General features: G+C 49.4%; 10 protein-coding genes. 6 read left to right on the forward strand and 4 right to left on the reverse strand.

All coding sequences use genetic code 11. The annotated features are described in order from the left end of the window. The 4 genes from P0Y67_RS20625 to P0Y67_RS20640 all read left to right on the forward strand — a co-directional run. The coding region (locus P0Y67_RS20625) for a hypothetical protein (protein WP_342393361.1) at window positions 1-360 on the forward strand (360 nt) is incomplete at its 5' end. Between the two features lie 207 nt (window positions 361-567). Next, window positions 568-1,968 carry an asparagine--tRNA ligase gene (gene asnS, locus P0Y67_RS20630; protein WP_342393362.1) on the forward strand — a complete coding sequence of 467 codons (1,401 nt, stop codon included), beginning with the start codon at window positions 568-570 and terminating at the stop codon, window positions 1,966-1,968. A gap of 443 nt (window positions 1,969-2,411) precedes the next feature. Beyond that, window positions 2,412-3,956: a methyl-accepting chemotaxis protein gene (locus P0Y67_RS20635; protein ID WP_342393363.1), complete on the forward strand. Its 1,545-nt coding sequence runs from the start codon at window positions 2,412-2,414 to the stop codon at window positions 3,954-3,956. Between the two features lie 197 nt (window positions 3,957-4,153). Continuing rightward, window positions 4,154-6,325, forward strand: coding sequence for a tetratricopeptide repeat protein (locus tag P0Y67_RS20640; RefSeq protein WP_342393364.1), 2,172 nt, complete (start codon window positions 4,154-4,156; stop codon window positions 6,323-6,325). Between the two features lie 249 nt (window positions 6,326-6,574). Here the strand turns inward: P0Y67_RS20640 and P0Y67_RS20645 are convergent, their stop codons facing one another. The 3 genes from P0Y67_RS20645 to P0Y67_RS20655 all read right to left on the reverse strand — a co-directional run bounded on the left by P0Y67_RS20645 (window position 6,575) and on the right by P0Y67_RS20655 (window position 11,256). Further along, entirely contained in the window at window positions 6,575-7,759 is a 1,185-nt protein-coding gene (locus P0Y67_RS20645) for a patatin-like phospholipase family protein (protein WP_342393365.1), read from the reverse strand. Window positions 7,760-7,984: 225 nt separating this feature from the next. Beyond that, window positions 7,985-10,360, reverse strand: a complete 2,376-nt coding sequence (locus P0Y67_RS20650; protein WP_342393366.1) for an arylsulfatase — start codon at window positions 10,358-10,360, stop codon at window positions 7,985-7,987. A 152-nt stretch (window positions 10,361-10,512) separates the two neighbouring features. Further along, a complete protein-coding gene (locus tag P0Y67_RS20655; protein WP_342393367.1) occupies window positions 10,513-11,256 on the reverse strand; it encodes a hypothetical protein in 744 nt (247 codons plus the stop codon). Between the two features lie 527 nt (window positions 11,257-11,783). Here P0Y67_RS20655 and P0Y67_RS20660 point away from each other — a divergent pair. After that, window positions 11,784-12,611: an AraC family transcriptional regulator gene (locus P0Y67_RS20660; protein WP_342393368.1), complete on the forward strand. Its 828-nt coding sequence runs from the start codon at window positions 11,784-11,786 to the stop codon at window positions 12,609-12,611. A gap of 22 nt (window positions 12,612-12,633) precedes the next feature. Beyond that, on the forward strand, window positions 12,634-13,245 hold the full coding sequence (locus tag P0Y67_RS20665; RefSeq protein ID WP_342393369.1) for a LysE family translocator: 612 nt from the start codon (window positions 12,634-12,636) through the stop codon (window positions 13,243-13,245). Window positions 13,246-13,424: 179 nt separating this feature from the next. Here the strand turns inward: P0Y67_RS20665 and P0Y67_RS20670 are convergent. Next, the coding region (locus P0Y67_RS20670) for a carbohydrate-binding protein (RefSeq protein ID WP_342393371.1) at window positions 13,425-14,211 on the reverse strand (787 nt) is incomplete at its 5' end.

A 14,211-nucleotide genomic window follows, 5' to 3' on the forward strand; every position in this document is an offset into this window, starting at 1 on the left:
CTGTATTACGAAAATGCCATGTCTCAGGCGCAAATTGATGAAACCTTCAGCAATGGCGCGAAAAAATTCCCGACCGGCAATTTCAAAGAGTGGATAAAAGTCTCTGATACCGATGGCCTGACATTCACGGTCAAAGGCTTTAACCACTTCACCCGCTGGCAGAGTGCGACACCGCTTCTGGGTGCAGACGACGGCGAGATGTGGAGCGATCTGGTTGCCCTGATCCCGGCAGCGAATGTGCCGACCTTTACGGTACAGACCCCCACTGAAGCTCCGCTTCCTGACAGCCCGTTCCCCGGCACCATATTAAGGGACGGACAAACCTGCGATCTAACACCGCCGGCGCCACCCGCGCCTTAGGTTAAAAATCACGCTGGCGGCCTGAAAACGGCCGCCAGAGTTGCCTCAGCGATTATTTAATCAACACAAAACACGACACAATGTGATTATTTCCCATCAGGTAACGCATCAAGGCTTGATGCTTGTGTCAAGACAGGTAATATTGCTGTTTTGGACAGTAAATTAAGCACAGCACTCAGTCGTGCCTAAACGGAGAATAATGACATCATGACTTACGCGCCTGTTTCAGACGTACTGAGCGGTAAGATTGCGGTAGACAGTGAAATCACTGTACGCGGTTGGATCCGTTCACGTCGGGATTCCAAAGCCGGAATCTCTTTCCTTGCCATCTATGACGGCTCTTGTTTCGACCCGATTCAGGCCGTGGTCCCGAATGCACTGAATAATTACCAGGAAGAAGTCCTGAAGCTGACAACTGGCTGTTCAGTGGAAGTAACGGGTAAAGTGGTTGAATCTCCGGCACAAGGTCAGGACTTCGAACTGGCAGCGACTGACGTGAAAGTGGTTGGCTGGGTAGATGACCCAGACACCTACCCAATGGCAAAAACACGTCACTCTATTGAGTACCTGCGTGAAGTGGCTCACCTGCGCCCGCGTACCAACGTGATTGGCGCGGTAGCCCGTGTGCGTAACTGCCTGTCTCAGGCAATTCACCGCTTCTATCACGAGCAGGGTTACTTTTGGGTATCTGCACCGCTGATCACAGCGGCTGACGCCGAAGGTGCCGGTGAAATGTTCCGTGTGTCCACGCTGGATCTGGAAAACCTGCCACGCACCGAGCAAGGCCAGGTTGATTTCAACGAAGACTTCTTCGGTAAAGAAACCTTCCTGACCGTTTCCGGCCAGCTGAACGCCGAAGCCTACGCCTGCGCCCTGAGCAAAGTGTACACCTTCGGACCGACCTTCCGTGCTGAAAACTCCAACACCAGCCGTCACCTGGCTGAGTTCTGGATGGTTGAGCCTGAAGTGGCATTTGCTGATCTGAACGACGTCGCCAAACTGGCGGAAGACATGCTGAAGTATGTGTTCAAAGCCGTGCTGGCAGAGCGCCGCGATGATCTGGAATTCTTCGCACAGCGCATCAACAAAGAAGCAATCACCCGTCTGGAGCAATTTGTTGACTCTGATTTTGCTCAGGTGGATTACACAGATGCGATTGAGATCCTGAAAGCGTCCGGCCGTCAGTTCGAGTTCGACGTTGAGTGGGGTATCGACCTGTCTTCCGAGCACGAGCGTTATCTGGCAGAAGAGCACTTTAACGCACCTGTTATCGTGAAGAACTACCCGAAAGACATCAAAGCCTTCTACATGCGTATGAATGATGATGGCAAAACGGTCGCGGCCATGGATGTTCTGGCACCAGGCATTGGTGAAATCATCGGCGGTGCCCAGCGTGAAGAGCGTCTGGAGATTCTCGATCAGCGCATGCGTGCCATGAACATCGACCCGGAAGATATGAACTGGTACCGCGATCTGCGCCGTTACGGCACAGTGCCGCATGCTGGTTTCGGCCTGGGCTTTGAGCGTCTGGTTTCTTACGTAACCGGTGTGGCTAACGTCCGCGACGTGATCCCATTCCCACGTACACCGCGTTCCGCGAACTTCTAATCAGTCATTTATTCGGCTGATAGTTCAAACCCTGCCTGCTTTCGCTCGCAGGGTTTTTTCTTGCCTGAACGACCACATCTTCGCCACTTAAGACAAGATTCAGACAAACGCTGGCTGTTATAGCGTGCTGGCAACCTTTCTATTAAATGTTTACCCAGAATTGACGCACTCTTTATATGGAATTATGTCATCCGATCCATCTGACTTATTAAGTGCAAGATATACTCTGTGGACATAGATAATAATCGCTGATTTCAGCTTTGCTTACTTTTTCTGCCACTAAATTTGCATTCCTTGAGGAAATTCAAATCCCCGGCATTTGCCTTATGCGGTTAAAGACCCCTCATCTAGAGTTGAGTCAGACGTGTTACGTTACATAATTAAAAGAACTGCTAACAGTTCAACAATGCTGCCATCTATTGCGTTACGAAGAGGGACAATTCATGCGTAAAAATCGCCAGGTCAATGACCGGGAAGTGGTGCTTGATCCTAATGCTCAATTAGTGACCACAACGGATCTGCAAGGTGTCATTACCTATGCCAATGACGAATTTGTGGAAGTCAGTGGCTACAGCTTTGACGAGCTCGTCGGGCAGCATCACAATATTATTCGTCACCCGGACATGCCCAGAGCGGCCTTTGGCGACTTGTGGAGCCACCTGAAAGCAGAAAAACCCTGGCGGGGCATTGTTAAAAACCGCTGCAAAGACGGCAGTTATTACTGGGTGGATGCTTACGTCACCCCGCTGTATCAAAACAATCGGGTTTCTGGCTATCAGTCGGTACGCCGCAAGCCAACTCAGGACATGATCAATACCGCCACCCATGTCTATCAGCAACTGAACAATAACAAAAATCCTTATGGGTTCCGTCTGTCCAGTTGGGCCAAGCTGGGTCTGTCTGCCCTGCTCACCGTGCTGTGCGTGGCCTTTACGCACTTTTATATCCCTCAGTTCGAATTCCTATCCGCTGCTGTTCCATTGATCTTCATTGCGATCCTTTGTCGGGGTGAACTATTTGCTGTACCCCGTTTTTTTCAGCAGCTGTCGAATAACTATGATGCCCTCACCCGTATTGTCTACAGCGGTGATGACCTGACATCCATCGCCGATTTTCATCTGAAATTAAACGATGCCCGACTGAAAACCGTGCTGGGCCGGGTAGATGACGCAGCGCTGACCATTCGCGAAGTCACTGATGAACTTACCAATGTCACCATTTCCACCCGCGACTCTATCTCCAATCAGGACAAAGATACCCAGCATATCGCCACATCCATTACCCAAATGTCTGCTGTTGCCACGGAAATTGCGCAGAATACTCAGCTGACGACAGACAAAGTGCTCACCGCGCAACAAAAATGCGCCAACACCACCAAAGTGCTGCAGCTCACGCAAAACAATATCAATGATCTGGCCAAAGACACCGAAAATGCGGCGCAAACCGCCCAGTCGCTGGTGAAAGTATCGGAACAGATCGAAACCATGATGATGGAAATTCAGGGCATTGCTGAGCAAACCAACCTGCTGGCACTGAACGCCGCGATTGAAGCGGCCCGTGCCGGTGAACAAGGGCGGGGTTTTGCGGTCGTGGCCGATGAAGTGCGCGCCTTGTCTCAGCGTACCCACGGCGCGACAGAAAATATTCAAACCAGCATTGTCAGTATCAATGCCACCCTGAACCAGTGGCAGGCAACCTCTTCCGAGAGTATTGAAAAGACCCGGCAATGTGTCGCCCACACCAATGATACGGCAGCCAGTATTCTGGAAGTGGTGTCCATGGTGGATGAAATTGCTGACATTTCAACACAAATTGCCGCAGCGGCGGAGGAACAAGGCACTGTGGCTCAGGAGATCAGTCACAACGTCCATCAGATTTCCACCTCCTCGTCTGAAAACCTTGTCATGATGTCGCGCATGGAACAGGCCGCAAGCCAGATGCGCGAGAAAGTAACGTTTCTGGAAGGATTGAGTAAATCTTTTGGTTAATCCTTTCCCCTGAAAAAGCAGTGGTATACCCGACCACTGCCGTAAACCCCCAAGGCCGCGATGCGGCCTTTTCTTATGCCTTCGTAAACGCTCTGGCGAAATCATCACGTTAACGTTTCCAACATGGCATTTAACGCTAACTTCACTTAATCTTTAGTCAACGTGCTGACATTTAAAGAATAGTGAAAGGAATAACTGTGGCTTCTCTATGGATAGTTCTGCTGCTCACTCTGTTTTCTCCCTTTGCCGTCGCTGCGCAATACACAGGCTCAGAAAGTTGTCAGCAATGCCATCAGCAAGCCTATCAGGACTGGGCAACCAGCCATCATCAGGCGGCGATGCTCAAAGCGACAGAAGAATCTGTTCTGGCCGATTTCAATAACACCAGCTTCACTTATGGCAAAATCACCTCCACCTTTTACCGCAAAGGCAAAGCGTTTTGGGTAAAAACAGAGAATGCACTTGGCCAGTTAGAAGACTTCAAAATCAGCTACACATTCGGGGTCTTTCCTCTGCAGCAATATATAGTGGATTTTGATGACGGCAGAAAACAAGTCCTGAGTATAATCTGGGACAGCAGACCCGCCTCTCAAGGCGGGCAACGCTGGTACCATTTATATCCTGAGCACGAAAGTCTATCTCATGGTCTTCCTGCGCAGTCTGCCGTTGACTCTAACGACCCGCTGCACTGGACAGGTACTCAGTTTAACTGGAATACCCGCTGTGCCAGTTGTCATTCAACCGGGTTAGTAAACAAGTTCGACATAAAAACCAATACGTTCAATACAACCTGGAATGAAATCAACGTCAGTTGCGAATCATGTCATGGCTCTGGCAAAGATCACATCGGCTGGGCGCGTTCAGAATCACAACCACCTCCTCAGCATTTCGGCTTTAAACACACCATCAGTAATCCGGCACTGTGGCAATACCCCAATGCCCGGCACCGCATTAAATACCGTTCAAGCAGCCATAATCCGCATCAGGTCGATGTGTGCGCGCATTGTCACTCACGTCGTCAGGAACTCAGCCAGTGGGAACCAGACAGCCGTTTTGCCGATCAGCATATCCCCCGCTTAATAGAAGCCGGGCTTTACTATCCGGACGGCCAGATGCTCGATGAAGTATACGTGTATGGCTCTTTTATGCAGAGCAAGATGCATGCAAAGGGTGTGGTGTGCTCCGACTGCCATAACCCGCACAGCTTAGCACTCAAAAAACCAGGGAATCAGGTGTGCAGCCAGTGCCATAACCCTGAGGTGTTCGACACTGTGACTCATCACCATCACACTGATGAAAAATCCAGTCAGTGTGTGAACTGCCATATGACAGAGACCACCTACATGGGGGTGGACGCCAGACGAGACCACAGTTTTCGTGTTCCTGATCCGTTGTTAAGTCACCAGGTCGGCAGTCCGGACGCTTGCACGTCCTGCCATACTGAACAGACACCCGCCTGGGCAACGAAAGCAATTCAGGCATGGGTGGCTGATTTACAAAAACCACAGCAGAAACCTGAATTTGCGACCACCTTCATGGCGGCCGATCAGGGAATAAACAAAGACAAAGCACTGTTAAACATTGCCAATGACGGCGGTTACAGCGCTATTGTAAGAGCCAGCGCTGCACTGCGTTTAAGCCCGAACCAAGTGGCAAATGATCAGCAAAGTATCGCTGATTTGCTCAATGACGAGTCCTGGATGATCCGGCTTGGCACCGTACGCTCTGTGATGCAGTTACCTGTTTTGCAACGCTGGCAATTGTTGTCTGCACACCTGGATGAACCCGTCCGGGCAGTACGTTATGAAATAGCCCGAGCCTTAGCTGGATTGCCGCTTTATCAGCTGGCCAAAGCACAAAGCGACAAGGTGCAGATGTTGTATAAAGAGTTCATCACAAATTCAGAGTTCAATTCAGGTATGCCCGACATGCAGGTTATTCTGGGCCTGTTCAGCTTAAATCAGCAAGATAGCCTTAGCGCTGAAACCTATTTCCGCCAGGCCCTGACCATTACGCCTGACTATCAGGATGCTTTACTGAACCTGGCGGATTTATACCGTGCCACGGGCCGGGACGACAAAGCAGGTGATCTGCTCAAGCTTGCGGTAAAAGCGCATCCGAATGCGGTCGATCCTCACTACGCACTGGCGTTATGGTATGTCCGGCAAAAATCCTTACCTGAGGCTCAAATCGAACTGCAGAAAGCCTATGAGATTCAACCCGGTTTCCGGCCAACAACCCTGGCCTTGGCGTTGGTGATGGAGCAACTCAATCAAAGAGAAAAAGCCTATAAACTGGTGACGTCCTGGCTGAACACCTACGGCAGTGACCCGCAGCTGGAACAATTACGGCAGCGGCTTGGTTACTGAAACGGTTTAACGCGCTGAGCAAATCACCGCTGCTCATACAGTGTTGTCTTTGCCCTGAGGTATCTCACTGGTGCATATCACTGGTGCACAAAAGCACCAGTGACTAACTCAAATACAGTTTATTTCACCTCAAGCACGATCTTGTGGATCTTGCCAGTAAACTTAGTCTCCTCCAGGCCATAGCCTATGCCATTGGCAACTGGAGTCTGGTCATCAAGCCCCCTCCGTCGAAGAGCAAGAGCAGTGGTATCAAAAATCTGGCGGTGTCTTGCTCCATGGATACCCACCCGCCGCCATATCATAACCAACCTGAAAAAGTGACTGCATGTACTTAGAATCAAATTCCTTAAGGTGAGGCGTATTAAAACTTGCCGGAATAAAAGCCAGATTGAAATCCACACCGTCACGTTGCGTAGTCAAATAGACTCTGTACAAGTCACCAATTCCTTGTGTATGTATCAGTGAAGATATTGCCCGCTCTGCGATGCTCATCGTTTGACGCTCGACTGAAGCCCATTCTGGGTCCAGCTTTGCGTTCCGAATGATATAAGCCTGTCTATCCCGTACCACATTACGTTTTACTGACATGTCTTTCACATGCACATCAGGCGGATAAATAAAGAGCTGTGACATTGTGCCGCCATCCACATGCATCTCCTGGTATGAGCGCCCCTCAGCCTGAACATCAATCATAACCGGCGGAAATGCGCCCGGGATCGACGCCGAAGCTATGAGCACAGTTCGAAACAAATTGAGTGCTTTTGGATCGCCACTAGCCGCAATCTTTGTCAAATTCCAGATCACAGAATAACGCGCATCCAGATCAACTGTAGCAACGAAGAGCATCCGGCCTTTCTCATGCTCAGCAGCCACGGCTGCAAGCAAAGATTCATTAATCTCTCTTTCGACAAGTTGCCACAAAGGGGATGTATCAGCCATGGCATCAGAGGTCAGTGCAGCAAGAAACCATCGCTCTTTGATAATGTCTGAAGTTGAAATAGTCGTATATAGGTTTCTGAGCTGCTGATCATATGCCGGGCCCAGAAATGCGAATGGCGCGATCAGAGCGCCCGTACTCACCCCAGTCACCAGCTTAAATTCCGGCCTGCCTCCCGCCGCGGTCCAGCCATTTAACAAGCCGGCAGCAAAAGCACCCTGGTCACCGCCGCCGGAGATGACAAGAAAGTGCGCTGGCGGCAACTGCCCCGTATGACCACTCGCTTTGAGATGAGCAATTTCCCGCTCAAAAGATATGTTCGCATCCATGATCAGCGCCTCAGTATCAATTCCTATACGATACCTGACGTCTTCCAGCCCCGGGATGACAGCCCTGGCTGTTAAGTGCTCGGGAACCGCTTCCTGCCGAAAAACACCCGCACAACCGGCAAAGATCAGGAGAGAAACCATTGCAATAGCAAGGGGGTATATTCGCATGATGCACCTCCCACCCATCTATTAACAACAAAGACTTATAGGGTAATCACTTCAATTCGCAGTTGATGGTCGGAGTTCAATACAAGTTTCATCACCACTCACTGTCTGGTTCATTCGGTAATGAATAATGGTGTTCACGGCCACAACAAACCATCCTATTGTGTTTTCCCTGAGGCATATCACTGGTGCGTAAAAGCACCAGTGACTGACTAACTAAGATGCAGTTTATTTCACCTCGAGCACGATCTTGTGGATCTTGCCAGTAAACTTAGTCTCCTCCGGGCCATAACCTATGCCGTTGGCAACAGGAGTCTGGTTATCAAGACCTACATCGGCTGTTTCATCTGCCGAGAAGATATTGGGCTGCGTTTTTTCCACCCTTCCTTTAGCCACTTCTTTCCCATTGACCAGTAACGTCGCTTCGCCTCCCTTACCGAGCCCCCCACCGTCGTAGACAAAGTTAAGCACGACAGTCGACTTCCCGCTCGGCAAAGCATCAGGGCTCTCGATAACGTAGCGCTGTAGTCCGAGCCAGTTGTATTCATAGCCCGGCTTACCCTCTCGCACATGCAGCGACCAGCCACCATACCGGCTACCCTGAACAAGCAATGCACCTGAGGCGCCACCCTCGGGAATTTCGATTTCAGCCGTGATGGTTTTAGATCGGTTTTTCACGTTAATAAAGGTATTTTCTAACATGCCATTCATACCCTCGTAGAGAGTCAATGACTTGCGATCACCAATCAAATCTGGTCGTCCAGCCAGCGCCGGATTCGTGCGCTCAATTGTACGGTCGTCGATAGGCAACACGTGGTATTTCTCTGCTTCAGACATAAACAGTGCCTGTAACTCTTTGAGCATTTCAGGATGCTTATCGGCGAGATTATTCGCGAGGCTGAAATCTTCCCTGACATGATACAAATCCCAGACATCCTCTTTCAGCGGTTTCTGTTTGCCTGTCTGCCAGGGCGCACGGTGAATTGTGCGTGCCAACCAACCTTCACTGTAGATGGCACGATTTCCGAACATCTCAAAATATTGCACAGTGTGGCGTTCCTTCGCTTCAGCGTCATTGAAGCTGTAGAGCATACTCGTCCCTTCCATTGGCACTTGCGGCGTACCATTGACTACAGTAGGTTCCGGCAGTTTGGCCGCTTCCAATACTGTCGGCGCGACATCAATCACATGACTGAACTGGTTTCGTAACCCGCCGGGTGCCTTGATGCCTTGCGGCCAGTGAACGACGAGACCATTACGGGTACCGCCAAAATCGGAGGCGACTTGTTTTGTCCAGGTAAAAGGCGCATCAAAGGCCACGGCCCAGCCAGCTGACATATGCGGGAAAGTCTCAGGGCTGCCCCACTTGTCAATCAAAGGTAACAAATCTTCTACCTTTTCCTGCACACCATTAAAGTAGGTCATTTCATTGAACATCCCGACCATACCCCCTTCGGCACTGGTGCCATTATCGCCAGCAATATAGAAGATCAAGGTGTTGTCCATTTCGCCGATGGCAGCCACGGCATCCATCAGTCGGCCGACGTTATGGTCAGTATGAGCCACAAATCCAGCAAAGGTTTCAGCCTGACGACGGAACAATTTTTTCTCATCCTCAGAGAGCTGATCCCAAGCCTTGATATCGTCAGGGCGTGGTGGCAACTGGGTATTTCCCGGAATGATGCCTGCCTTTTTTTGCCTTTCATAGCTTGTTTGTCGTATCAGGTCCCACCCCTCGTCGAACTGACCATGAAATTTCTCAATCCACTCCTTAGGTACATGGTGCGGAGCGTGTGTGGCACCCGTGGCAAAGTACATGAAGAAAGGTTTATCCGGGGTCATTGACTGCTGCGCTTTCATCCAGTTGATAGCCTGATCAGTCATGTCTTCAGTGAAGTGATAGCCTTTGGTACGTGGCGGATTAATGCGTTTGACGCCATCAAAGATCAACGGTGACCATTGGTCTGTCTCACCGCCAATAAAGCCATAGAACTTGTCGAATCCCTGCCGGGTCGGCCAGCGATCAAAGGGACCGGAGACACTGGTTTCCCAGGCGGCCGTTTCGTGCCATTTACCAAACGCGCCAGTGCTGTACCCGTTCAAACGCAGCATCTCTGCAAGCGGTGCAACGCGATTAGGAATGGCGCCCGTGTTTCCCGGGTACGCTGTAGAAGTCTCCATAATCGAACCGGCATTGGCCGTGTGATGATTACGTCCGGCTTTAAGTGCCACTCGGGTCGGCGAACACAGAGAAGTCGTATGGAAATTGTTATAGCGTAATCCCCCCTGAGCAAGCTCATCAAGCGTTGGCGTTGGAATGGGGCCACCGAACGTGGACGTCGCTCCAAAACCCAGATCATCGATCAGGACAATAATCACATTAGGGGCACCTTCGGGGGCTGTCACCTCAAACCGGGGAGGCGGTTTGGTGTCTCGCACATCAAGCTCTGTATAAGTTGGTGGTTCAGGTTCTGCAATGGGTAAGGTGGTACGATCCAACTCACCGCTTGCCGCCTGCCCGGGAGGCGATACCGAAAAGCCTGACAAGGTGGTTATCATGGCTATCGTCAGAGTTTTCCGTAATATAACTTTGTTCACTTGCATAATCAGTCTCCGCTCTCACCCGCTTGGTATCATTGGGTTGTCAGGTTGATCTTTGAATACGTGAAACGCTAGTAATAATAGCAGAAGGGAATCTACAGGCCCGAGAATAGGCTTACAAATCAGTATGTACGCTGCGTAAAATTGATATTTAACTACCAATGAAATCGAAGTCCTAGTGCCGGGCCTGCTATTTCTAGTTCATCTAATAACATTTCATTGAACTGCCATTTAAGATATTGATACCCAAAAGCAATATCAAGGTTTTCGAAACGATAACCAACTGAAGTCACTGCCTGCCAGGTTAAGTCTGAATCGCCAGTACCAATATCCGCATAATAAGATAGGTACCATTGGTTAGATAACTCTGCTCGGCCCTGTACACCGATGACTGCGTCCCAAACCTCAGTTGATTCATTAAAGTAGCTTGCACCGAGAGAATCTACCTCAGCGGTCAAGTCGGTATCCAGTGCCAACAATCTTGCTCCGAGAACCCCGTGGATCACATAAGTGTCACTGCGATTGAATTCCCAGCCCGCAGCGAGTGTGGTTACGACAGTTTTCAGCTCAACCTCAACCCGACGGGTCATTGAATCTCGGGAGTTGACTTCGCTATCCTGCAAATCGACATAGAGAATATTTGCAATGAGAGCCAGTCTGTCGCGTTTAGCGGCAAAGGACCCAAACAGAGCAAATTCTAAATTATCAATAATATCATCAAAATCAGCTGCCGTGCTCTGACCGCGAGTAGTCTTGATATCGACACCCGCGCCCAACGCATATACTTCGGCGCTGTATGTCCAATCATTTGCCATTACAGAAGAAGAAAATACAACGGCTATTCCAAGGCCGGCTAAACGTCCCAAGTATGAAGGTTGAATTCGCAGGTTAAATGTCATAACAACACTCCTGTTCTCTGTATAGTGCGATATCTCGGTAAATGGTAGTTCAACACTGATAATGAAAGTGACTCATAATCGATAAGGCTCTGACGATCACGGATTCACTTACGAATTGATTCAGTGATAAATAAATGCAAACCGGTATCATATTTAAATGACATAACTCCCGAATTCAACTTCGAAGCTATCACTTTTATAGCTTAATTATTTTCCATTTAATTTAGACATCCCAAATAACACATTCAGTTTATCGCTCAATACCCCGATATCATTGTTGAAAGTTATGAGGATACTAACCAAGAAATCTATCTTCCTATTTGCACCTAACCTACTTTTTATCGGGGTGATTGCTAAACAGATCAATTGAACCTCATAACGCATCATTGATCTGACCCATGAGCAAGTCGCACCGAAAAATCACGAACTTGAAGCAGCACAACCGGCATGATGAGCAATTTTGTTCAAGCCTTTCTTGAAAAGATTGGTTAACCTCTTCTTTTAAGTCGCACGGACAGGAGGACAACATGGAATCAGAGAATCAATTTCAGTTTTTCAGCAATCCTCATCTGGCTGGCGTTACCCTACTTCATGCCACAATGAGTGACTTTTCCTATGACAAACACGCTCACGAAGAATATGCCATTGGTGTGACCCTCAAAGGGCGGCAGGATTTCTTTTGCCAGCGGGCTTTTCATAGCAGCCCGCCTGGCGGGGTGCTGATATTTAATCCGGAACATGTCCATGACGGCTGTTCCGGCGATACTCAGGAACTTGAGTACCGGATGTTATACATACATCCGGAGGTATTTATTCCTCAGTTCAGAGCATTAGGTGTACGTCAGGGGCTGCTTCCCAGAATCGGCGGCACCTTACTTGACGACATGATTTTGCGTCAGCAGACACTGATGCTCTCTGCGCTGATGGAAAATCCGGCCACCACAAACATAGAACTGGAATCAGGACTGTTTCAGCTTTCACATTCGCTGGTACGCCGAGGCGGAGAGCTGAATGAGCAGCCACCTACGAATCGTACCGACACACTGTTACTGCGGGCGAAAGAGTATATACATGCGCATCTGAACCAGAACATTTCCATCGACGATATTGCCAGCGCGGCCACTATGTCGAAGTACCATTTTATACGGCTGTTTCGCTCCCAGTTTGGGATTACACCCCATCAATACGTAATTAATTGCCGGATTAACCATGCACGAAAAGCACTGGAGACGGGCGAGTCCGTGATTGATGTCGCAACAGATTGCGGATTTTCTGATATCAGCCATTTAAACCGCCGATTCAAACGAAGTTACGGCATGACACCTAAACAATATCAATTACAAATAACACGCTAACAACTTTCAACTGGATAAAAATATGCTTGAGATCTGGCTATATGCATTTTCAATCATGTATTCACCCGGTCCTGTGAATCTGCTCAGCTTTAATACAGGACTCAATAATAAAACAAACAAGAATACAGGTTTTTTCATGGGTGTGAGTTTCGCCATGTTTATCCTTTTTCTTTCATTGAGCTTTCTCAGTCACTCAGTTGTTCAGGAGTCAGTTATTCCATATATCAGTATTCTGGGCTGTGCTTATATGCTTTTTCTGTCCTGGAAGTTATTCAGATCGGGGTTACAACCGGATACGACATCCGCTGCCTTCTCGAACCTGAGATTTCGGGATGGACTGATGCTACAGCTACTGAACCCAAAAGGATTGATTGCCTGTTTGCCCATTGTCACCATTCAGTTTCCGGCACTGAATATTGTCGGATTAAAGGCGTTGATAATTTCTATTGCATTATCTGTGTTTGCTTTCGGTGCACCCTTAAGTTATTCACTCACCGGGAAACTGATAGGAAAGCGTGTCAGCAGTACAGACTTTTTCAGATATTTCCAATTATTCATGGCTTTTTTATTAGCTTATGTTGCGATGAAAATGGCCTATACACATATTTATCTTGCGTGGCTTCATCAAGCCTGATTAGAAAATTTAACCCTTTACTATCTGATACCAATGAATAACTGATTTTTCATCCAAACCGTAATGCTGATAAAAATAGCCCCCCTTGATAAAAGGAGGGCTTTACATAACTAACCACAGGTATTTCAGTCTCTCAAACCAGCCTGTCGTGATGCGGTATTATCTAACTATGTTGTGTCTTACAACACAGTCCAGGCATCTTGCCACGCCGTGCCAGTACCCGGCGCATAGGCCCAGGCGGCACCACTGCACCAGGCTGCGTACGGATAAGGCTTGCACTGATAATCCACGCCACCCGCACTGACTTTATCGCCGGCAGTATAGGCCGTGCCTGCTTCGTACGCTGGGTAATCTCCCGGCATCACAGGCTCTGTTGGATCTGTGGTTCCATCAGGATCCGTCGGCTCAGATGGGTCAACCGGCACCACGGGCTCTGTCGTCTCACCCGTACAGCTGGCATTCCCAACCACAGTCCATGGGCCCCACTGCTCAGCACCCGGCTCATTGCCCTGGGTCCACCACTGTGCTTGCCACGTTTTACCGTCAAAGACCACAATATCGCCAGCGACATAGACTGCCGTGGCCGACCAGTTTTGCGCACAGGTTTCCCCGGCTGGCTGGACAGTCACCGTCTTGGTTGCCGTCACGCTGTTCCCGGCAGGATCAGACACAGCAACCGACACAGTCACAGGCGTCTCAACCGTAACTACCGGCGCGGTAAATGTGGCTGAACGCTGATCCGGGCTGATTTGCAGTGTCAGATCATTGGACACAGACCAGTTGACAGTCAGATTGGTGTCATCGGCATCTGAGATGGCTGCCGACACTGTGACCACTTGCTCAGCCGTGGCTGTATCAGAGGCGGTCAGACTGACCACAGGGGCTTGATTGTCGGACACCACCTTCGCTGTGATCACCACAAAGTCTTTCGCAGGCAGATCATGTTGCTTGAGACGGAAGCGTTCC

Source organism: Photobacterium sp. SP02 (assembly GCF_038519165.1).
GTDB classification, from domain to species: domain Bacteria; phylum Pseudomonadota; class Gammaproteobacteria; order Enterobacterales; family Vibrionaceae; genus Photobacterium; species Photobacterium halotolerans.